The 21,042-nt window shown below is 70.0% G+C and carries 19 protein-coding genes and 1 tRNA gene; 10 read left to right on the forward strand and 10 right to left on the reverse strand.

Annotation, left to right across the window (positions count from 1 at the left end; translation table 11 throughout):
- Positions 1-88: 88 nt before the first annotated feature.
- The 3 genes from CFN17_RS02010 (at position 89) to CFN17_RS02020 (ending at position 4,016) form a co-directional block, all read left to right on the forward strand.
- Entirely contained in the window at positions 89-1,936 is a 1,848-nt protein-coding gene (locus CFN17_RS02010; RefSeq protein ID WP_208749732.1) for an ABC transporter ATP-binding protein, read from the forward strand.
- Positions 1,933-3,798 (forward strand): ABC transporter ATP-binding protein, encoded by a 1,866-nt coding sequence (locus CFN17_RS02015; RefSeq protein WP_208749733.1) that lies wholly within the window; start codon positions 1,933-1,935, stop codon positions 3,796-3,798. The genes CFN17_RS02010 and CFN17_RS02015 overlap by 4 nt, the downstream gene beginning before the upstream one ends.
- A 141-nt stretch (positions 3,799-3,939) precedes the next feature.
- A tRNA-Pro gene (locus tag CFN17_RS02020) sits at positions 3,940-4,016 on the forward strand.
- A 129-nt stretch (positions 4,017-4,145) separates the two neighbouring features.
- On the opposite strand, the gene CFN17_RS02025 is transcribed toward CFN17_RS02020, so the two are convergent.
- Positions 4,146-4,364, reverse strand: a complete 219-nt coding sequence (locus tag CFN17_RS02025; RefSeq protein WP_208749734.1) for a hypothetical protein — start codon at positions 4,362-4,364, stop codon at positions 4,146-4,148.
- Between the two features lie 130 nt (positions 4,365-4,494).
- On the opposite strand from CFN17_RS02025, the gene CFN17_RS02030 reads away from it, so the two are divergent.
- Positions 4,495-5,760: a helix-turn-helix transcriptional regulator gene (locus CFN17_RS02030; RefSeq protein WP_208749735.1), complete on the forward strand. Its 1,266-nt coding sequence runs from the start codon at positions 4,495-4,497 to the stop codon at positions 5,758-5,760.
- A gap of 95 nt (positions 5,761-5,855) precedes the next feature.
- On the opposite strand, the gene CFN17_RS02035 is transcribed toward CFN17_RS02030, so the two are convergent.
- Positions 5,856-6,836, reverse strand: a complete 981-nt coding sequence (locus CFN17_RS02035; protein ID WP_208749736.1) for a phosphoribosylaminoimidazolesuccinocarboxamide synthase — start codon at positions 6,834-6,836, stop codon at positions 5,856-5,858.
- Entirely contained in the window at positions 6,833-8,143 is a 1,311-nt protein-coding gene (purD, locus tag CFN17_RS02040) for a phosphoribosylamine--glycine ligase (RefSeq protein WP_208749737.1), read from the reverse strand. Before purD ends, CFN17_RS02035 begins: the two co-directional genes overlap by 4 nt.
- A 681-nt stretch (positions 8,144-8,824) precedes the next feature.
- Here purD and CFN17_RS02045 point away from each other — a divergent pair.
- The 3 genes from CFN17_RS02045 to CFN17_RS02055 are packed head-to-tail and all read left to right on the forward strand — an operon-like array spanning position 8,825 to position 11,907.
- A complete protein-coding gene (locus tag CFN17_RS02045) occupies positions 8,825-10,414 on the forward strand; it encodes a molybdopterin-dependent oxidoreductase (RefSeq protein WP_208749738.1) in 1,590 nt (529 codons plus the stop codon).
- Positions 10,415-10,450: 36 nt separating this feature from the next.
- Complete coding sequence (locus CFN17_RS02050; RefSeq protein WP_208749739.1) at positions 10,451-11,467, forward strand: asparaginase; 1,017 nt, start codon at positions 10,451-10,453, stop codon at positions 11,465-11,467.
- 17 nt (positions 11,468-11,484) lie between these two features.
- Entirely contained in the window at positions 11,485-11,907 is a 423-nt protein-coding gene (locus tag CFN17_RS02055) for a sterol carrier family protein (protein WP_208749740.1), read from the forward strand.
- Positions 11,908-11,943: 36 nt separating this feature from the next.
- On the opposite strand, the gene CFN17_RS02060 is transcribed toward CFN17_RS02055, so the two are convergent.
- Both CFN17_RS02060 and CFN17_RS02065 read right to left on the reverse strand, forming a co-directional pair.
- Positions 11,944-12,705, reverse strand: coding sequence for an SDR family oxidoreductase (locus CFN17_RS02060; RefSeq protein ID WP_208749741.1), 762 nt, complete (start codon positions 12,703-12,705; stop codon positions 11,944-11,946).
- 162 nt (positions 12,706-12,867) lie between these two features.
- Positions 12,868-13,197 (reverse strand): hypothetical protein, encoded by a 330-nt coding sequence (locus CFN17_RS02065; RefSeq protein WP_208749742.1) that lies wholly within the window; start codon positions 13,195-13,197, stop codon positions 12,868-12,870.
- Between the two features lie 63 nt (positions 13,198-13,260).
- On the opposite strand from CFN17_RS02065, the gene CFN17_RS02070 reads away from it, so the two are divergent.
- Positions 13,261-14,178, forward strand: coding sequence for a CHAD domain-containing protein (locus CFN17_RS02070; protein ID WP_208749743.1), 918 nt, complete (start codon positions 13,261-13,263; stop codon positions 14,176-14,178).
- A gap of 7 nt (positions 14,179-14,185) precedes the next feature.
- Here the strand turns inward: CFN17_RS02070 and CFN17_RS02075 are convergent, their stop codons facing one another.
- Both CFN17_RS02075 and CFN17_RS02080 read right to left on the reverse strand, forming a co-directional pair.
- Positions 14,186-14,494: a hypothetical protein gene (locus CFN17_RS02075; RefSeq protein ID WP_208749744.1), complete on the reverse strand. Its 309-nt coding sequence runs from the start codon at positions 14,492-14,494 to the stop codon at positions 14,186-14,188.
- A gap of 97 nt (positions 14,495-14,591) precedes the next feature.
- Positions 14,592-16,454 carry a glycoside hydrolase family 15 protein gene (locus tag CFN17_RS02080; RefSeq protein ID WP_261792311.1) on the reverse strand — a complete coding sequence of 621 codons (1,863 nt, stop codon included), beginning with the start codon at positions 16,452-16,454 and terminating at the stop codon, positions 14,592-14,594.
- 148 nt (positions 16,455-16,602) lie between these two features.
- Here CFN17_RS02080 and CFN17_RS02085 point away from each other — a divergent pair, with 148 nt between their 5' ends.
- Together CFN17_RS02085 and CFN17_RS02090 are read left to right on the forward strand one after the other, a co-directional pair.
- Complete coding sequence (locus tag CFN17_RS02085; protein ID WP_208749745.1) at positions 16,603-17,370, forward strand: DUF72 domain-containing protein; 768 nt, start codon at positions 16,603-16,605, stop codon at positions 17,368-17,370.
- Between the two features lie 86 nt (positions 17,371-17,456).
- Positions 17,457-18,524 carry an App1 family protein gene (locus CFN17_RS02090; protein WP_208749746.1) on the forward strand — a complete coding sequence of 356 codons (1,068 nt, stop codon included), beginning with the start codon at positions 17,457-17,459 and terminating at the stop codon, positions 18,522-18,524.
- Between the two features lie 8 nt (positions 18,525-18,532).
- Here CFN17_RS02090 and CFN17_RS02095 read toward each other — a convergent pair whose 3' ends face one another.
- The 3 genes from CFN17_RS02095 to CFN17_RS02105 form a co-directional block, all read right to left on the reverse strand.
- Positions 18,533-20,035 (reverse strand): GH1 family beta-glucosidase, encoded by a 1,503-nt coding sequence (locus CFN17_RS02095; protein WP_208749747.1) that lies wholly within the window; start codon positions 20,033-20,035, stop codon positions 18,533-18,535.
- Between the two features lie 136 nt (positions 20,036-20,171).
- Entirely contained in the window at positions 20,172-20,561 is a 390-nt protein-coding gene (locus CFN17_RS02100; RefSeq protein ID WP_208749748.1) for a hypothetical protein, read from the reverse strand.
- Positions 20,562-20,626: 65 nt separating this feature from the next.
- Positions 20,627-21,019, reverse strand: a complete 393-nt coding sequence (locus CFN17_RS02105) for a DnaJ domain-containing protein (protein WP_208749749.1) — start codon at positions 21,017-21,019, stop codon at positions 20,627-20,629.
- Positions 21,020-21,042: the final 23 nt, after the last annotated feature.

The following is a 21,042-nucleotide window of genomic DNA, read 5'->3' on the forward strand; positions in this document are numbered from 1 at the left end:
AATCGGGTCACCGCATGGCCTAGGGTGGTTGCTACAGGAAACTACATCCATCGGTGCTGTCCCGGCACGGGCGTCATAAGAAGCAGGCATGGCCAAGCAGACTTCATTCTTCACCTCCATCAGCCGCCTCTACCCGCATGTCCGGCCGATCCTGCCGCGCCTCGTCATGGGACTGCTCTGTGCCCTGCTGGCCAGCGTGATGGCGCTGGCCATCCCCCAGGTGCTCCGCGTCCTGGTCAATGAATCTCTCAACCCCGGCGGGAGCGCGGACGCCGTATGGACCGCCTCCCTGGTGGTCCTCGGGCTGGGCATCGCCGAGGCCGGACTCGTGGCGCTGCGCCGGCAGTTCGTCATCAACCCGGCCACCACGGTGGAAACCCGGATGCGGGTGTCCCTCTACGGGCACCTGCAGGACCTCACGGTGTCCTTCCACGACCGCTGGGGCTCCGGCCAGCTGCTCTCCCGTGCCATGACGGACCTGAACTTCCTGCGCCGCTGGATGGCATTCGGCGCGATCATGCTGGTGGTCACCACACTCACGGTTGTGATCGGCGTGGCCGTGATGTTCTGGATGAGCTGGCAGCTTGCGCTGATCTTCCTGGCCGCGGCCGTGCCGATCATGATCTATGGATTCCGGTTCCGCACCCGGTTCTCCAAAGCGGCCCGCCGCAGCCAGGACCAGGCCGGGGACCTCGCCACGACGGTCGAGGAATCCGTCCACGGCATCCGCGTCCTGAAGGCCTTCGGCCGCAGCCGCGAGGCGCTGGAGAACTTCAACGAACAAGCCGAGGAACTCCGGCAGACCGAGATCGCCAAGGCCAAACACCTGGCGACCTTCAGCCTGGTCGTGACGCTCCTGCCCGAGCTCGCCCTCGGAGCCGGGCTGGTGGTCGGCATCATGCTGGCCTACACGGACCAGCTCTCCATCGGCTCCCTCGTGGCCTTCTTCGCCACCGCCGCCGTCGTGGCCGCCCCGGTCGAGTTCTGCGGCATGCTGCTGGCCATGGCCCTCACCGCGAAGTCCGCGGTGGACCGGCACTTTGAGGTCATGGACGCGCAGAACACGATCACCAGCCCGGACCGGCCGCGCCGGCCGGCGGACCTCAAGGGCGCCCTGAGCTTCCGCAACGCCTCGTTCGCGTTCGACGACGCCCCGGGCAAACCGATCCTCAGCAACATCAACCTCGAGATCCGGCCCGGGGAAACCATGGCCCTGGTCGGCATCACGGGCAGCGGCAAGAGCACGCTGCTCCAGCTCGTGCCCCGCCTCTACGAGGTGACGGGCGGCTTCATCACGATCGACGGCGTGGACCTGCGCGAGTTCAGCGTCGAGGATCTGCGCTCCGTGGTTGCCGTGGCGTTCGAAGACACCACGCTGTTCTCCAGTTCCGTCCGGGACAACGTCCTGCTCGGCGTGCCAGACGGGGTGCCCGACGGCGGCCCGGCGGCCGGCCGCGACGCAGCCCGGGAGGCGGTCCTCGAGGAGGCTCTGGACGTCGCGCAGGCCCAGTTCGCGTATTCCCTGCCGGACGGGGTGGACACGCTGATCGGCGAGGAGGGGCTCAGCCTCTCCGGCGGCCAGCGCCAGCGCATCGCCCTGGCCCGCGCCATCGCCGCGAAACCGGCCGTGCTGGTCCTGGACGACCCGCTCTCGGCGCTGGATGTGAACACGGAGGAGATCGTCGAGCGCAGGCTCCGCGAGGTCCTCGCCGACACCACCACCCTGATCGTGGCCCACCGGCCCTCCACAGTGGCGCTGGCCGACCGCGTGGCGCTGCTCGAGGACGGCCGGATCACCGCCGTCGGAACCCACACCGGGCTGCTGGCCACCAACAGCCACTACCGCTACGTGATCGCCAGCCTGGACCGGGAACCGCGGGACCTGGATTCGGAACTGTCCGCCTTCGAGGACCAGTCGGAGGAGATTTCCCGATGAGCAGCGCCACGTTCGGCACCGCAAACGAAGACAACGCCCACCTCAGCAGGACCGAGAGCAAAGCCGTCCGGCGGCGCTCCCTCGCCCTGCTGGGCTCCCTGATCCGTCCCGTCCGGGCGCGGTTCTGGCTGACCATCGGCGCCGTCGTCCTGTCCCAGGCGGCCCGCGTCGCGGGGCCGGCGCTGATAGCCTTCGGGATCGACCACGCCCTGCCGGCCCTGCGCGCCGGCAACAGCCAGCCCCTGGTGGTCACCGGCGTCGCCTACCTGGCCGCGGCGGCGGCCGCGGCCGGCCTGACGGCCCTGTACGTGACGTCGACGGCACGGCTGAGCCAGGCGATGCTGCTGGACCTGCGGGTGCGGGTCTTCCGCCACACGCAGCGCCTCAGCCTGGAGTTCCACGAGAAGTACACCTCCGGACGCATCATCGCCCGGCAGACCTCGGATTTGGAGGCCCTGCGCGAACTGCTCGATTCCGGCGTGAGCTCGCTGGCCTCGGGGCTGCTGTTCATGGCGTTCACGGCCGTCACCGTCTTCGCCCTCGACTGGCGCAGCGGGCTGCTGGTGCTGGCCGCGGGCGTGCCGATGTTCTTCCTGTCCCGCTGGTACCAGAAGCACTCCCAGATTGCCTTCCGTGAATCCCGGGTGGTCTCGGCCCGGCTGATCGTGCACTTTGTGGAGACCATGACCGGCATCCGCGCCGTGAAAGCGTTCCGCAAGGAACGCCAGAACGCCGCACAGTACGCCGGTCTCGCCGAGGACTACCGCCGCGCGACCGTCCGCTCCATCAACCTCAACGGCATTTTCCAGCCCGGCCTGGTCCTGATCGGCAACGTGTGCGTCGCCGTCGTCCTGCTCACCGGCGGTTTCCGGGTCCTCAGCGGCGGCCTTGAGGTGGGCGTGCTCCTGGCCCTGATCCTGTCCACCAAGCGCTTCTTCCAGCCGGTGGACCAGATGGCCATGTTCTACAACTCCTTCCAAAGCGCCCAGGCGGCCTTGGAAAAGGTCTCCGGCCTGCTCGAGGAAGTGCCCACCGTCCGGCCGCCGAAGACGCCCGTGCCGCTGCAGAACGCCCGCGGCAGCATTGACTTCGATGGCGTCGAGTTCCGTTACGGCGACGGCCCGGTGGTCATTCCGCGGCTGGACCTGCACATCCCCGCCGGCCAGACGGTCGCGCTGGTCGGGCAGACCGGGGCCGGCAAGTCGACGCTCGCGAAGCTGATCGCCCGCTTCTACGACGTCTCCGCCGGGGCCGTGACGCTCGACGGCGTGGACCTGCGCGAGCTCGCCACCGACGACCTGCGCCGGAACGTCGTCATGGTCACCCAGGAGGCGTTCCTGTTCAGCGGATCCGTGGCGGACAACATCGCCCTGGGCCGGCCCGGGGCCTCCCGCGAGGAGATCGAGGACGCGGCCCGGGCGGTGGGGGCACACGCTTTCATCACGGAACTTCCGGACGGCTACGACACCGACGTCAACAAGCGCGGCGGCCGCGTCTCCGCCGGGCAACGCCAGCTGATCAGCTTCGCCCGTGCGTTCCTGGCCCGCCCCGCCGTCCTGATCCTGGACGAGGCCACGTCCTCGCTGGACATCCCGTCGGAGCGGTTGGTCCAGCAGGGCCTCGCGGGGCTCCTGCGCGGAACGCGGGAGACTAGTACGCGGGCGGCCGGGGAAGGCTCCGCTGGCGGCGCCGACCGGACCGCGCTCATCATCGCCCACCGGCTCTCCACGGTGGAGACCGCGGACCGGGTTCTGGTGGTCCACGACGGCCGTGTCGTCGAGGACGGCACCCCGGCGCAGCTGATCGGCGACGGCGGCGCGTTCGCCCGGCTCCACGGGGCGTGGAAGGACTCGCTGGTCTGATCGGGCCCCTTGGCGCCGGAGGATGCGTCCGGTCGGGCAGCCCGGCGTCACATCCGGTCATCAGCGGGCCTCGCCGGCCCCGATTTCACATCCGGGGCCATGATCGGATACTCTTGTGAAGTTGCTTTTGCAGCAACGGATCGGGATGTGGCGCAGCTTGGTAGCGCGCGTCGTTCGGGACGACGAGGTCGCAGGTTCAAATCCTGTCATCCCGACCAGTTAAAAAGAGGGTCCTCTACGGAGGGCCCTCTTTTGTTTCCCCGGCTTTTCGTTCCACCGGCGCCCGGGACGCAGCACGGCCCCGGAAGGGCGTCTTCCGGGGCCGTGCTGCAGTTGGATCGGATTTCCTACATGGGATCGGGCCAGTTCCCGACGTTCGTCGACGCGACCATCGGGTCGGGCCAGTTGCCCACCGCCTGGGCGGTGCGCATCGGATCGGGCCAGTTGCCCACTGCGGCAACGTGGGAGACATCGGCAAGTGAAGCGGCGGACAGGACGGCCGGAGCCGCGGCGGAGAATGCCAGTGCGCCCGCTAGTACGGCGCCGGCTGCAATCTTCTTCAACATAGGTTTCCTCAATTTGGGTTGGGGTCCTTCAGCAAGTCAGCACTACCCTTGTTGACACACATTGTAAAATTGTTTCCACAGAGACTGTCAAGCATTTAGTACAAAGAATGTCCGGAATTAGGAGGTATCCGTGGGGAACGGATTTGGGGAGAAGCTCCGCGCGGAACGGCTCGAACGGGGCCTGACGCAAGCGGAGCTGGGCCGTGACCTGTACTCCCCCAGCTACATCTCTCTGCTGGAAACCGGACGCCGCGAACCGACGGCCGATGTCATCGAAGAGCTCGCCCACCGGCTCGAACTGGCCCCCAAAGCGCTCGAGGCCTGGAGCCAGCCGGTGTCCGTCAGCGACGCCGAATACGTGCTCGCTGGACTCTATGCCCGGCAGGCCTGGGACCTGCGGGACTACCCCGTCGCCGCCGCGCACGCCGCTGCGGCCGCCAAGATCGCCCTCGAGGCCAAGAACACCAGCGCGTGGTGGAACATGACCTACATGCAGGCCGAGTGCCTGATCAAGCAGGGCCTCTGGCAGGAATGCAAGGATGTCGTGCAGAACCTCCTCGAGCACCCGATGGCCGCGGAATCGGCCGGCCTGGGTGTCCGGGCCGAACAGATGCTCGCCGCCGCCTCGCAGGGGCAAGGACAGCTGACCGCCGCCGTCGAGCACGCGCAGGAAGCGGTGCGGCTCTGCGCCCAGCTGCCCAAGGGCTCCACGATGATCATCGGCGCCCTGCGCGCCCTCATCGGTGCCCTGGCCGAAAGCGGCCGGCTGGATGAGGCCTGGGACTACTGCCAGGCCATGAACGAGCAGATGGACGACCACTCCATGTCCCAGCTCGCCGGCGAGGTAGCCTGGGTGATCGGCAACGTGGCGTTCATGCGCCACGACTACCCCGAGGGCATCAAGTACCACGAGCGTGCCGGCCGCCTGCTCTCCCCGGCGAACGACATCGACCTGTGGGCCCGGTTCAACAAGGCCTCCGCCGCGGTCCGGCTCTCCTCGGGAATCGTCGAACCGGAAACCCTCTCCTCGATCGAACGCGCGGAACTGGCCCTCTCGATTGTGGGCGGGAACAAGACCGACCAGCTGGAAGTGGCGTTCATCCGGGCACGCTGGCTCTACCTCACGGGAGACATCGTGGCCGCCGTCCAGAAGCTGCGCGAGATCCATGCGGAACGGCAGTCGCTGGCACGGCACACGGCCGGCGAGGTTTCGCTGCTGCTCGGCAAGGCGCTCAAGGCCGCCGGGGAGTCGGCCGAGGCCCTCGTCTACCTCGAGGAAGCGCAGAAGGAATTCAGCGCGGCGGGCGCCTCCGACCGGGTCCAGCAGGCCCTGGACGCCGTGCTCGAGATCCGGCTGGCCCAGCGCCGGGCCGAGGCGGCCTCCACCGAGGCCTAGCCCCGGCGGAGGCAGGCTCCAGCGAGGACTGGCCCCGGCGGGCGCCGCACCCGGTGACGGACCCGGGTGCGCCGCCGGAGTGCGCCGCGGACGCCCTAGGCGAACGTGCGGCCGGTGAGCTTCTCGTAGGCCTCGACATAGCGGCTGCGGGTGCGCGCCACGACGTCGGCCGGAAGGGCCGGCGGGGGCGTGTCCGAGGCCTTGTCCCAGCCGGATTCCGCCGAGGTCAGCCAGTCACGCACATACTGCTTGTCGAAGGACGGCTGTGCCTGCCCGGGCTGGTACGTGACCGCATCCCAGAAGCGCGAGGAATCGGGGGTCAGCACCTCGTCGCCGAGGGTGATCACGCCGGTCGCCGCGTCGACGCCAAACTCCACCTTGGTGTCGGCCAGGATGATGCCGCGCCCGCGCGCGATTTCCTCGGCCTTCGTGTAGATCTCCAGGGTCAGCTCGCGGAGCCTCGCGGCGACGTCCGCACCGACCAGGCCGACGACGGCGTCGTAGGTGATGTTCTCGTCGTGCTCGCCCACTTCGGCCTTCGCCGAGGGCGTGAAAATCGCTTCTTCGAGCCGCGAGCCGTCCACCAGGCCGGCGGGCAGCGGGATGCTGCACACGGTGCCGGAGTCCCGGTACTCCAGGAGCCCGGAGCCGGTCAGGTAGCCGCGGGCGATGCATTCGACCGGGAACATGTCCAGTTTTTTGCAGATCATCGCCCGGCCCTCGACGGCGGCGGGAACACCGCCGTCGACCGTGGACGCCAGGACGTGGTGGGCGACACCGAGCTGTTCGAACCACCAGAGGCTCAGCTGGGTCAGGATGCGCCCCTTGTCCGGGATTTCGCTGGCCAGCACGTGGTCGTAGGCGCTGATGCGGTCGCTGGCCACGACCAGCACGCAGTCCTGGCCGAAGCGCTCGGTGAGGGCGGCGTTGGCGGGGATGTAGAGGTCCCGGACCTTGCCGGAATAGACGTGCTGCCAGCCGGGCAGGTCCAGGGTGGCGGTGTCCAGTCCGCCCCTGGGCGCGGTGCCGGACTGCGGGGTTTCAGGCTTCGGGGTTGCGGAGTCCGTCACGTTCATGCCTGCGCTTTCGACGGCGCGGCCGCGCCCGGCACCGTCACGCGGATCTGGCCGCGGGCGGCCTTGCGGCCGATGTCGGTGCGGAACTGGCTGCCGTCCAGCTGGACGAGCTCGACGCCGTCGTACGCCCGTTCCCGGGCCTCGACGAGATCGGTGCCCAGCGCCACGACGGCCAGGACGCGGCCGCCGGCCGAGACCACGCGGCCCTCGTCGTCGAACGCCGTGCCGGCGTGGATGACGTGGACGCCCTCGAGCGCGTCAACTTTCTTCAGGCCGCGGATGCGGTCGCCCGTCCGCGGGGTGCCGGGGTAGTTTTCCGCGGCCACGACGACGGCGACGGCGGTGTCCTTGGACCAGCGCAGCGGCTGCGCCTTGTCCAGTTCGCCCTTCGCTGCGGCCATGAGCAGCCCGCCGAGGGGCGTCTTGAGCCGGGCGAGGACGGCCTGGGTCTCGGGGTCGCCGAAGCGGACGTTGAATTCGATGACCCGCGTGCCGCGGGAGGTCAGGGCCAGGCCGACGAACAGGACACCGACGAACGGCGTGCCGCGGTGGGCCATCTGGTTGACCGTGGGCTGGGCCACGCGGTCGATGACTTCCTGGACGAGGCCCTCCGGGGCCCAGTCCAGGGGAGTGTAGGCGCCCATGCCGCCGGTGTTGGGGCCTTCGTCGTTGTCGAAGATGCGCTTGAAATCCTGGGCCGGGGACAGCGCCACGGTGTTGCGGCCGTCGCAGAGGACGAACACCGAGACCTCGGGTCCGTCCAGGAACTCCTCGATCACCACGGTGCCGCCGGCGTCGAAGCAGCTCTGCGCGTGGGCCAGGGCCTCGGCGCGGTTGGCGGTGACCACAACTCCCTTGCCGGCGGCCAGTCCGTCATCCTTGACCACGTAGGGGGCGCCGAAGGTGTCGAGGGCGTCGGCGGCTTCCTCGGCGTTGGAGGCCACGCGGGCCATCGCCGTGGGAACTCCGGCCTCGGCCATGACTTCCTTGGCGAACGCCTTGGACGCTTCCAGCTGGGCGGCGGCCTTGCTGGGCCCGAACACGGGGATGCCGGCGGCACGGACGGCGTCGGACACACCGGCGGCGAGGGGCGCCTCCGGCCCCACCACCACGAGGTCCACGGTGAGCTTGACGGCCAGGGCGGCGACGGCGTCGGGGTTGTTCGCATCGATCGCATATGTGGGGACCAGCGCGCTGATCCCGGCGTTCCCCGGGGCGGCGTGGACCTCGGACACGTTGGGGTCTGCAAGCAGGGATCGGACAATGGCGTGTTCGCGGCCGCCGGGGCCGATGACAAGTACCTTCACAGTCTCCAAGGGTACGTGGTGCACCCCGCAGGCTCCTAAGCTGTGTCGGCCGGGGGACATGCTCAGTCTTGGGCTCGCGCTATCCACGGGACATGCCCAGCCTTGGGCTCGCGCTATCCACGGGACATGCCCAGCCTTGGGCTCGCGCTATCCACGGGACATGCCCAGCCTTGGGCTCGGGCACTGGACATAGGGCCACCATGCCCGCTCGTGCACGCCAAGGGTGGGCATGTCCTCCCGGACCGGGATGCATGTCCGTTCCTCGTGAGACGGCCAAGACGCATGTCCAGTCCTGATGACACTGCCAGGATGCATGTCCGTCCCTCGTGACACGGCCAAGACGCATGCCCGGCTGCGTGTGATGACGTCGCCCTGCAGCGCGGGCCCCTCCCGGCAACGCCCCCGGGACATGCCCACTCCTTGCCTCCGGCATTGGACATAATGCCACCATGCCCGCTCGTGAGCGCCAAGACTGAGCATGCCCTCCCCGGGCAAGGAGCATGCGCACTCGCACCTGCCAAGACTGAGCATGCCCTCCCCGGGCAAGGAGCATGCGCACTCGCACCTGACAAGACTGAGCATGTCCTCCGGGCCCGGGGGCATGTCCGGTCGTTGCGGCCTGGGGGGAGCATGTCCACTCGCCGGACAAATCCGCCCGCGGCGCAGCTACGAATGTCGTGTATGAACAAGCCCGGTATGAAGCCCAGCAAACGGCCCCGCGGTGCGACAGCGCTGGCCGCCGTGGCGGGGGTGGCCGCCGCCGCCGTCGTCCTGTCAGTCGCGGAACTGACCGGCGCGTTCTTCACCGCCCGGGCGACGCCCCTGATTGCGTTGGGCTCGACCTTCATCGACTTCACGCCGCCGTGGATGAAGGATTTCGCCATCGCCACGTTCGGCACCAATGACAAGGCGGCGCTCTTCGCCGGCATGGGGGTCACGATCCTGCTCCTGGCCTGTGTGCTCGGCATCGTGGCCTACCGGAAGTGGGCCCTGGGCGTGGCCGGGGTGCTGCTGATGGGCGCGGTCATTGTCGCCAGTGTGGTGACCCGGGCCGGGGTCAGGCCGGTCGACGCCGTTCCTTCGCTGCTCGGCGCCGCGGCGGGCCTCGCTGTGCTGCGGTTCCTGCTCGCCCGGCTGTGGCGGACGCGGGAATGGCCGGATGAGGCAGCCGGACTCGCCGCGAAGGACCCCGACCGCCCGAGTACCACCCGGCGCGCGTTTTTCGCCGCCGCCGGCGTCACGGCTGCCGTTTCGGCCGCCGCCGCCACGGGCGGGCGGATGCTCAGCGCCGCCCGCAGCAACGTGGCCGCGGCGCGCGAGCAGCTCCGGCTGCCCGCACCCGCCACGGCCGCGCCCGCCGTCCCGGCCGGCGTCCAGTCCAAGGTTTCCGGGATGCCGCCGTGGCTGACCCCGAACAAGGATTTCTACCGGATCGACACGGCCCTCAGCGTGCCCGAGATCAACGCGCAGGACTGGGAACTGCGCGTCCACGGCCTCGTGGAACAGGAAGTCCGGCTCACATTCCAGGACCTTCTGGACGCCCGGCTCATCGAATCCCATGTCTCGCTGACCTGTGTGTCCAACCCGGTCGGCGGCAACCTGGCCGGCAACGCCAAATGGTTGGGCATGCCCATCCGCGACGTCCTGCAGATGGCCCGGCCCACGGCGGGCGCGGACATGGTGCTGTCCACGTCGGTTGACGGATTCAGCGCTTCCACCCCGCTGGAGGTGCTCCAGGACGGCCGGGACGCGATGCTCGCCATCGGCATGAACGGGGAGGCCCTCCCGCTCGAACACGGCTACCCGGTGCGGATGGTAGTGCCCGGGCTGTACGGCTTCGTCTCGGCCACCAAGTGGGTGGTGGACCTGGAAGTGACCCGGTTCGCGGACAACACGGCGTACTGGACCCGGCGCGGCTGGTCCGACCACGGCCCGATCAAGACCATGGCCCGGGTGGACGTCCCCCGCTCCTTCGCCCGGCTCCCCGCGGGGACGGTGGCAATCGGCGGCGCTGCGTGGGCCCAGACCCGCGGCATCGCCAAAGTTGAAGTGCAGATCGACGGCGGGCCCTGGACCGAGGCGGTACTCTCCGACGAGGCGTCGCTCAGCACGTGGCGGCAGTGGTCCGTGGACTGGGATGCCGCGCCGGGCCCGCATTACATCAGGGTCCGCGCCACGGACGGTACCGGCGAGGTGCAAACGGACAAGCGGGCGGATCCGGTACCGGACGGCGCCTCCGGCTGGCAGTCCGTGATGGTGACCGTGGAATAACCGGGGTATCCGTACCCGGCACCATAGACTTGCTGCATGGCTTTGAACCCGCATGCAACCTTCACAGTCGACTCCGCCGTCGAACTGGCAGTCATTGAGCGCAGCGGCTTCGTGGAATCCCGCCACATCGGTTCGGCCGTTGTGCTGGCCGCGGACGGAACCGTGGTGGTCGAACTCGGCGACGTCACTGCCCCCATTTTTGCCCGGTCCACGCTCAAACCGCTGCAGGCCCTGGCCTCGATGCAGGCCGGTGTCCCCCTGCGCGGCGCCCAGGTGGCCATCGCCTGCGGCAGCCACATCGGCTCCCTGGACCACATGGACGTGGTGGAGGGCATGCTCAAGGCGGCCGGCGCCAAAGAAGACCAGTTGCAGTGCCCGGCCGACTGGCCGCAGGACGAGACCGCCCGGAACTGGCTCGTCCAGACCGAGCGGGGCAAGACCCGGCTCGCGTTCAACTGCTCGGGCAAGCACGCGGCGTTCCTGTGGGCGTGCTCCGAGAACGGCTGGGACAAGCACAGCTACCTCGAGCCCAACCACCCGCTGCAGCAGCGCATCCGCTCCGTGATCGAGGAGTACTGCGGCGAACAGATCACCCATCTGGGCATCGACGGCTGCGGCGCGCCGGTTGCGGCGGTGTCCCTGACCGGCCTGGCCCGCGCCTATTCGAAATTGGCCAAGGCACCGGGCGACAAAAACTCCAACGCGCGGGCCGCCACGATCGCCACGTCCATGCTGGACTACCCGTGGGCCGTCCAGGGCCGCGGCCAGTCCAACACGATCGTCATGGACGAACTCGGCATCCTGGCCAAGGTCGGTGCCGAGGGCGTGCTGGTCATGGCCACCCGCCAGGGTGTCTCCGTTGCCATCAAGATGCTCGACGGCAACATCCGGGCCGCCACCCTGGTCGGCCTGACCCTGCTCGCAGCCTCCGACGCCGTCGACATCCCCGAAGTCTCCAGCGTCCTGGACAAGGTGGTGGATCCGGTACTGGGCGGCGGCCGCCCGGTGGGCAAGATCCGGCTCGGCCGCGCCGTCGCGGCCCTGCTGGACTAGGCCCGGGGGACCGGACCATGGCTGTATCCCGCCGCCGCATCGCCCTGGATGAGGGCCGCGCGGCGCTCGCCGCCTGGCAGGACGCCACCCCGGCCACCCCGGCCACGCCGGAAACCACAACCCCGGAAACCACAGTCGGCACCGGGGGATCCGCCGTCCCGCGCGCCACGGTCGCGACGGCGGTGCGCTACTCCCTGGAGGAAGTCACCGCCCGCGCCCCGGGCAACTCCGTGGAAGTGCGCGTCCCGCCGTTCGGCGTCACGCAGTGCGTGGAGGGCCCGCGGCACACGCGCGGCACTCCCCCGAATGTCATCGAGTGCGACGCCGCCACGTGGCTGGCGATGGTCAGCGGCCGGTTGAGCTGGGCGGACGCCGTCGCGGCCGGCAAGGTTGCCGCGTCGGGACTCCGCGCGGACCTGTCCGCCCTCCTGCCGCTGTAGACGCCGCCCCGTCACTCCCGCCCGCGGCCCGCGCCCTTATCCGCGTCCGATGAACGGCATCCCGGCGGCCGTCACCACAAGGGAACCGACATTGGCCGACGCCGGCATCCCGGCCATGAGCAGCACGGCCCGGGCGGCGTCCTGCACCGGGAACGTCGGCTCGGGTTTGCGCGTGCCGTCGGCCTGGACGGCGCCGGAGCCGACCCCGATCTCGTCCATGAGGTCGGTGGCCGCGTTGCCGATGTCGATCTGTCCGCTCGTGATGCCGAACCCGCGCCCGTCGAGCTCAATGCTCTTGGTCAGCCCGGTGATCGCGTGCTTGGTCACGGTGTAGGCCACGGTCCGGGGCCGGGGTGAATGGGCCGCGATGGAGCCGTTGTTGATGACCCGCCCGCCCTGGGGCGACTGGGCCTTCATGGCCCGCACGGCAGCCGCCGCGCAGAGGACGGACCCCGTGAGGTTCACCGCGACCGTCGCCTCCCAGTCCGCCACACTGATCTCGTCCACCGAGGCGGCGGGGCCGAACACGCCGGCGTTGTTGAACAGCACGTCCACCCGCTCCCACTGCTTCATGGCCGCGGCGAAGAGACGTTCGACGTCGGCCGGGTCCGTGACATCGCATGGAACCACAAGCGCCTGCCGGTGTCCGGCGGCGGTCTCCCGCAGGGGTTCTTCCCGCCGGCCGGCCAGGACCACCCGGTAGCCCTCGGCCAGCATGAGCCGCGCCACCGCACGGCCGATGCCGGAGCCCGCTCCGGTGACGACGGCGACCCGTCCGGGAGTGTGGTGCTGGCTCATGGGTCCTCCTCGACTGGTTGCGCGCTTGCGCCGTTGCCCGGCAAGCCTACCGCCGAGATGGCATTTCGCGGCAGTGTTTCGCGCCCCGACTGCCGCGACGTGCCAACTCGCGGCGACGGGCGGGCGTACGGGGCGGGCGGGCGTACGGGGCGGGCGGGGGCGCTAGCGGGAATCGCCGCCGCGGTCCCCGCCCGGGCGCTCCCTGGCCTGTCTGCCCGCTCGGTAGCCGGTCCAGAAGGCCAGCACCAGCAGTCCGGCGCCGGTCAGCGCGACGCCGGCCCAGGCCCCGGCCCCCATGAAGACCAGCCCCTGCGGCAGGACGGGCCGGGCGGGCAGCGGGGTATAGGCGAACCAGCCGACGTCTTCCCGGGGCGCCGGCCAGGCGAGCAGGATAAGGCCGGCGAGCAGCATGGCCAGGGCAGCAAGCGGCACCACCAGGCCGGTCCGATGCTTCCGGGCCCGGCCCGCATCGCTGTTCCCCCGCGGTTCCATGGCCATACTGTAACCGGTACGGATGACCCTGTCCGGGCATCCGCGAAGTCAGTACAGTGAAGCATGGCGACCACGACGGGCGATGTCCTGAAGGACTATCTTGGCCAACAGCTTGGCGAACTGCGACGCCACAGCCCCGGCGCCTTGGCGGGTCAGCCGGAAGGCATCCACCAGATGCGCGTCGCGGCCCGGCGGCTCCGTTCCCTGCTGGCCACGGGGCGCTCTCTCCTGGCAGCCGGCGCCTCTGACGGCATCCGGAGCGAACTCCAATGGATTTCCGGGGTTCTCGGGGCTGCCCGGGACCCGACCGTGGTCGAGGACCGGCTCAGGGAACTGCTGGCCGAGGAGCCCCCGGGGCTGGTGGTCGGTCCGGCGGCGGAACGGATCAACGAATCCTTGGATGCCTCCGCCGCTGCGGGGATGAAGGAGGTGATCGTGGCGCTCGAAGGCGAACGCTTCGCCCTCCTGCTGGACCGGCTGTCCGGGTTCGTCGCCGACGCTCCATGGACCGACAAAGCGTCGCAGCCGCCGGAGACGACCGTCCGGAAACTCGTAGCCAAGGACGAAGCCCGGCTGCGGCGTGCCGTGGACGGGCTGGCGCCCCGGGAGGGCCGAGGAACAGACGAAAGCTCCGGCACCGTCTCCGCGGCGGAGTCCCGGGATGCCGGGCTGCATGAGATCAGGAAGTCAGCCAAGCGCCTGCGCTACGCTGCCGAGTTCGCCGCGACCGTGGCCCGGAAGAAGGACGCGAAACGCCTCGCCAAGACGGCCGCGGCGTCGCGCAAGATCCAGACCGCCTTGGGGCTGCATCAGGACAGCGTGGTGGCGCAAACCCTGCTGACTGAACTCGGCCGAAGCGCCGCCGGCAACGGCGAAGCCGGGTTCACGTTCGGCCGGCTGCATGCCCGCGAGGGGCAGCTGGCCGCCCGGGCCGAGGCGGACTTCGCCAAGGCCTGGAAGAAGTTTCCAGCGCCGCGCTGAGGCCGGCTCAGTGCCGGGCGCGGGGTCTCTTTGCTGTCACCGCGGGTCCTCCGGTGGCCGACACTGAACGCCCGGTGCCGCCGAGCGTCCGCCGGGTCACCCGGGGCGTGGGCCCCAGCGTTGCGGGCCGGCCGCCGGCCGTCCGGTCCTTCACCAGGCCCGTCCCTGCGATCTCCCGGGCCTGGGCGACGCCGGCGACGGCCGCCTTCTTCGTGGGAAACGTCACCGACACGGCCATCAGCTGCCCCGCCCCGTCCATCATCCGGAGGCGGTAGCCGCCCTCCGGCGCGTCCACGAGCTCGAAATACCCCGCCATTGCACACTCCTTGTTCCCTGTATCCCCCGCCGGGATTTTAGTAAGTATACTTACTTCGCGGTTGGAGCACAGCCCCGGGGGCACGTCGGCGGGCGCGTCAGTGGTGCTGTTGGTGCGGACCGGAGCTGGCCCCCGGGCGGCCGGCGCCGCCGCCGCGGGACCTGTGCCCGCCGGAGTGCAGCGGGATGTCGCTGCGGCGGACGCCGTCGTTGTGCAGTTCCAGTGCGCTCCGCACCAGGGCGAAGTGGCTGAACGCCTGCGGCGTGTTGCCCAGCTGCCGGCCGGACCCGACGCCCCACTCCTCGCTGAGGAGTCCGACGTCGTTGCGCAGCGCCAGCAGGCGTTCGAACAGTTCCCGGGCCTCGTGGCGCCGGCCGGCGCCGATCAGGGCCTCGACCAGCCAGAAGGAACAGGCCAGGAACACCCCCTCCTCGCCGGGGAGCCCGTCGTCGCTTTCGGCCGGCCGGTAGCGGCGCAGGAAACCGTCGTGCGTCAGGTCGCGCTGGACGGCGTCGATGGTTCCGATGATCCGGGGATCATCGGGCGGGAGGAACCCCACCCGGGGCAGCAGCAGCAGGCTGGCGTCGAGTTCGGGCCGGCCGTAGGACTGCACAAACGTGTTGCGTTCGGCGTCGAACCCGTTGGCCATGACTTCAGCATGGATGGTGTCGCGCAGTTCCTCCCAGCGGTCCGCCGGGCCGGGCAGCCCGAAGTCCCGGACCCCTTTGACCATGCGGTCCGCCGCCACCCACGCCATGACCTTCGAATGCGTGAAGTGCCGCTGCGGTCCGCGCATCTCCCACAGCCCGTTGTCCGGACGCTGCCAGGTTGTCTCGAGGTGTTCCATCAGGGCCACCTGGACGTCCCAGGCGTCGTCGCTGTGCTTGAGCAGGGAATTCCGCGTCAAGGACAGGCAATCGAGGACCTCGCCCCAGACGTCCAGCTGGAGCTGGCCGGCCGCGCCGTTCCCGGTCCGCACCGGGGCGGAATTTTCATAGCCTTTGAGCCAGGGCAGATCAAGCTCGGGCAGCCGGCGCTCGCCGTGGAGTCCGTACATGATCTGCAGGTCCGCGGGGTCCCCTGCGACGGCGCGCAGCAGCCAGTCGCGCCACGCGCCGGCCTCCTCCGTGTAGCCCACGGCCAGCAGCGCCTGCAGCGTCAGGGTGGCGTCGCGGAGCCAGCAGAAGCGGTAGTCCCAGTTCCGGGTGCCGCCGATCTCCTCCGGCAGCGACGTGGTGACGGCGGCGACGATGCCTCCCGTGGGGGCGAAAGTCAGGGCTTTGAGGGTGATCAGCGAGCGCTGGACGGCGTCGCGGTACGGCCCGGTGATCTTGCACCTGGCCGACCAGGCCTTCCAGAACTCCTCCGTGGACGCCAGGACCGCCTCCGGGTCCACGCAGCGCGGCCGGGGCAGGTGGCTGGGGCTCCAAGTCAGCACGAACGGCACGCGCTCCTCGGCCGTGACGCTGAACTCGCTGATGGTCTGCATCCGCTCGCCGCGCAGGGGTGCCCCGGTCACCAGGTAGGCGGCGTCGGGACCGGCCACCGCATGGATGCCGTAGTCGTCCCGGCGGACCCACGGCACGATGTGACCGTAGTCGAACCGCAGGGCCAGTTCACCGCGCATCCGCACCGTGCCGCGCAGCCCCACCACGATCCGCACGATGTCCGCCACCTCGTCGCGGGGTGGCATGAAATCAATGATCCTGACCTTGCCCTCGGGGGTCTCCCAGTCCGTTTCCAGGATCAGCGTGCCCTTGCGGTAGCGGCGCCGGGTGCATTCGCCGCCGTCTTCGGGCGCCAGCAGCCACCGGCCGGCCGCGGGCGTGTCGAGCAGGGCGTTGAAACAGGCCGGCGAGTCGAAGCGGGGCAGGCACAGCCAGTCAATGGAGCCTTCGGTGCTGATCAGGGCCGCCGTGTGCAGATCCCCGACCATTGCGTAGTCCTCGATACGTGCCATGACACTTACAGTGCCACACCGTACCGCCCGGTTCGAGCAAGGTCCGGGGACGCGGCTGCGGGACGGTGCTGCGGGACGGTGCTGCGGGACGGTGCGCGGACGCAGCCCGGGTTGCGTTCCCCCCGTCCCGGCAGAATAGGATCCGGTCATGCTGGAACGGAGCTTCGCCGGACACGGCGCCCTGCGGATCGGGACGTCCGGCTGGAGCTATGACCATTGGGAGGGCGTTCTCTACCCGCCAGGCCTGCCGGCCCGGGACCGGCTGGCGCACTACGCGGCCCGCTTCGACACCGTCGAGCTCAACGCCAGCTTCTACCGCTGGCCCAGGGAGGCCACCTTCGCCGGCTGGCGCCGCCGCCTGCCCGAGGGCTTCGCCCTGTCGGTGAAAGCCCCTCGGGGACTGACGCACGGCAAGAAGCTCTACGCCCCGGAGGTGTGGGTGGAGCGCATCACCCGGTGCTGGCACGAACTCGGCGACAAACGGGCCGTCCTGCTGGTTCAGCTGCCGCCGGACTTCGCACGGGACGACGCCCGGCTGGACTACTTCCTGGCCGTCCTGCCCGGCTGGATCCGGGTCAGTGTGGAGTTCCGGCACCCGAGCTGGCACGACGACGCCGTGTACGCGCTGCTGGAGCGGCACGGCGCGGCGTACTGCGTGATGAGCGGCGCCGGGCTGCCCTGCGTCCTGCGGGCGACGGCCCCGTTCGTCTATGTCCGGCTGCACGGCCCGGACCACGACGTCCTCTACAGCGGTTCCTATTCGGACGCGGACCTGCTCTGGTGGGCCGGGCGGATCCGGGAATGGCGGACTGCGGGCAAGGACGTCTTTGCGTACTTCAACAACGACGGCGGCGGCAACGCCGTGCGCAACGCCGCCGCCCTGCGCGGACTCCTGGGTGATCCGGTTCCCGGGTGAGCCGGGCACCGGGCCCGGGAGCCGCCGTCGTCCGCGGCGCGCTTCACACGCACGGCGGGGTGCCGGCGCTGTGAAAGAGTGGAGGCATGGAATTGGCGTCAAAACCAGCGCAGCAGCGGCCCGTGTCCGGCAACCGGGCGTTCCGGCTCGCCCACTGGGTGTCCGACACCGTCAACGGGATCCGCCTCAAGACAGCCCGGCGGTGGAAGTTCGCCCCGCAGACGGTCGCGTACCAGGGCTACGGCTCGACGGAGTGGGCCCGGGTGCTGGGCCGGGTCGTGCTCACCAGCAAGCCCGTGCCCGGCAGCAAGGCCGAGCGGGTTGCCAAGAACGGCAACCAGAACTTCCGCGGCTGGCGTGCCTTCACGTCCGTCCCGGTCCAGTACACCGAGGTGGAGATCCAGCTCGGCGGCGTCACCACCCGCGTGCAGGCCGACCGCGGCGGGCTCGTGGACACCGTGGTTCCGGTGGCTTTGACCCCGGGCTGGCACACGGCCGTGCTGCGCGCCGACGGCACGGACCCTGTCGAGGCCCGCATTTTCGTGATCTCCCCGGAGACCCGTCTGGGCATCGTTTCGGACATTGACGACACCATCATGGTCACGGCCCTCCCCCGGCCGTTCCTGGCCCTGTGGAACACCTTCGTCCTGAACGAACGTGCCCGGATGGCGACGCCGGGCATGGCCGTGCTGATGGACCGGCTCAAGGTGGAGCACCCGGATGCCCCGGTGATCTACCTGTCCACCGGGCCGTGGAACGCCGCGCCCACCCTGGGCCGTTTCATCGCCCGGAACCTCTACCCCCCGGGCGCGCTGCTGCTCACCGACTGGGGGCTGACCCACGACCGCTGGTTCCGCAGCGGCCAGGACCACAAGCGGCGCAACCTCGAACTCCTCGCCCAGGAATTCCCGCACATGCGCTGGCTGCTGTTCGGCGACAACGGGCAGCACGATGAAGAGATTTACTCCGGCTTCGCCCGGGAACACCCGGACCGGGTGGCCGCGATCGGCATCCGGCAGCTCTCGGCCAGCGAAGCCGTCCTCGCGGGCGGCCATTCCAACACCGGCGACCACTCGGAATCGTCCGTCCCGTGGATCTATTCCCCCGACGGTGCCGGGCTCGCCAGGGGCCTGCAGGACCTGGACCTGCTCTAGGCGGCCCCTCAGACCGCCGGGAGCGGAGGTTCGGCGTCGGCGGTTGCCGCAGCAGGGGGCGGGGGCGCCGAAATCCGGGCCGCGATCACTTCCTGGAGCCAGTAGTAGGAGGCTTTGGGCGTGCGGACCTGCGTGTCGAAATCGACGTGCACCAGGCCGAACGGCTGCTTGTAGCCGGCGGACCACTCGAAGTTGTCCATCAGGGACCACACGTAATACCCGCGGAGGTCCACGGATTCGGCCGCGCCGCCGGGTCGGGTGGCTTCCAGGGCCGCGCCGAGGTGGTCCGAGAGATAGCGGACGCGGCGCTCATCCGGAATGATCCGCCGGTCCGCCGCGGCATCCCGGACCACGATGTCCTCGAAGCTCGCGCCGCCCTCGGTGATATAGACCGGCGGGAGGTCCGGATAGCGTTCAGCCATCTCGGCCAGGGCGACGGGCATGTACTCGGGCTTGACCGGCCAGCCGTAGGCCGTGGTCTCGGTGTCCGGGAAGGACGCGATGTGGAAGGGCGCACCCGGCGTGCCGCTGAGGTCCTCCCCCATGGCCTCGGCCATCCCGGGCGGCACGGCCCCTTCCCCCGGGCCCGAGGCTACGCGGGTGGGCATGTAGTAGTTCAGTCCGTAGAAGTCCAGCGGCTGGGAGATCAGCGCCATGTCTTCGGCGGACGGGTTGAAGGAGGACGAAAAGAACGTCGCGGCCCGGATGACGTCGGGGTACTTGCCGAGCAGCACCGGGTCGGCGTAGAGCCGGTTCTGCGCCACGTCCATGAGCCCGGCACTGAGCTTGTCCAGCGGGTTGGCGGTGGCCGGGACCATTGGCGAGTAGACGTTTGTCATGCCGATCCCGCCGGAAACGTTGGCCGCCCGCAGCGCCTGGAGCGCCAGGCCGTGGCCCAGCAGCTGGTGGTGCACGGTCGGCAGGGCCTTGAGCAGGAGCGATTCCCCGGGCGCGTGCATGCCCAGGGCGTAGCCGTTCGTGGTGACGGTGGCCGGCTCATTGACCGTCACCCAGCGGGCCACGCGGTCCCCGTAGGCGGCCGCCGCGATGGCGGCGAACTCTCCGAGCCGGTAGGCCGTGTCCCGGTTCATCCAGCCGCCTGCCTCATCAAGCGGCAGCGGGGTGTCCCAGTGGTAGAGCGTGGCCATGGGGGAAATGCCGTTGGCGAGCAGGAGGTCGATCAGCCGGTCATAGAAGTCCAGTCCGGCCTGGTTCACGGGGCCGCTGCCGCCGGGCTGGATCCGGGGCCAGGACAGCGAGAACCGGTAGGAATCGATCCCGAGATCCTTCATCAGCGCCACGTCCTCGGGCATCCGGTGGTAGTGGTCGCAGGAAACCGCCGGACTCTGGTCCTCGACGATCGACCCGGGCTTGGCGGCGAATACGTCCCATCCGGAGGGGCCGCGGCCGTCTTCGTCGAGCGCCCCCTCGATCTGGAAGGCGGACGTCGCCACGCCCAGCGTGAAACCGGGCGGTAGCAGGGCAGCCAACTCCTTGGCGGAAGCGTTCATCGCGGGACCTCTATGTAGTTTCGGTGGTGGTGGACTGATCTTAGGCCCCCACCGGGCCCGGCGCCACGATTTCGCGGGGCCGACGGCGCCGGGTCGCGTGCCGGGCCCGGCGCCGTCCGCCGCTCAGGACACGGGCTCAGAACACCTGCGTCTCCGGCCCGAAGAGGAAGTCCTTGGCATGTGCCACGGCCTTCCGGAAGGCGTCGTTCCGCAGGCCGACGAGTTGCCCCGCCTCGTCCGCGGAGGGTTCCAGGTACTCGGTGAAGCCGGGCCGCAGGACCCAGATATCGCCTGCGGGCGGCAGGTAGAACACGCCGAAGGAACGGTGCTGGCTGTCCTCGGCCGTCCAGACCGGAACGACGGCCAGCGCCGCGCCGGTGTCAATGTTGATCCACTGCGCCCGGGGCAGCGGGGCCTCATGCGCCTCCGGATCCAGGAAAGGGGCCGTGCCCGTGCCCCAGCGCTGTTCAAAACGCTCGTGGAACACCGGCATTAGGTGTGAGTCGTAGCGGCGCCACGCGCTCATGGACGATCTCCTCCTCGGTGACGGGCGGGACTGGTGGGTTGGCAGGTCTGATGGGGCGGTGGCGGTCAGGGTTCCCAGCGGACCGGGAACACGCGCACCAACGGATCCCGACGCCGGATGATGTGCACCGGGATGTCCCGGCCGCCCGCACCGGCAGTCTCCGCGGTGGCGCCGCCGGCTTTATGCTCGCCGGATTCAGCACCGGATTCGCCGGCCGCCGGGCCCATGCCGGCGTCGTAGGCCGCCCGCGCCACCGGATCGCGCAGGACTGCGAAGGCGTCCAGAATCGCACGCACGTCGCTGTCAGGACCCCCCGCGCCCGCGTCGGGATGGCCGACGTCGGGATGGCGCCGGCGCATCAGGGCCCGGAAGGCACGACTGATCTCCTGCCGGCTCGCGTCCGGGGAGACCCGCAGCAGCGCATAGTAGCCGCGCGAATCGGGATTCCTCTCAGACATGGCACTCCCCCTGCGGGCAGCAG

Origin of the sequence: Arthrobacter sp. PM3, from assembly GCF_003352915.1 — a bacterium.
Taxonomy (GTDB): Bacteria; Actinomycetota; Actinomycetes; order Actinomycetales; family Micrococcaceae; genus Arthrobacter.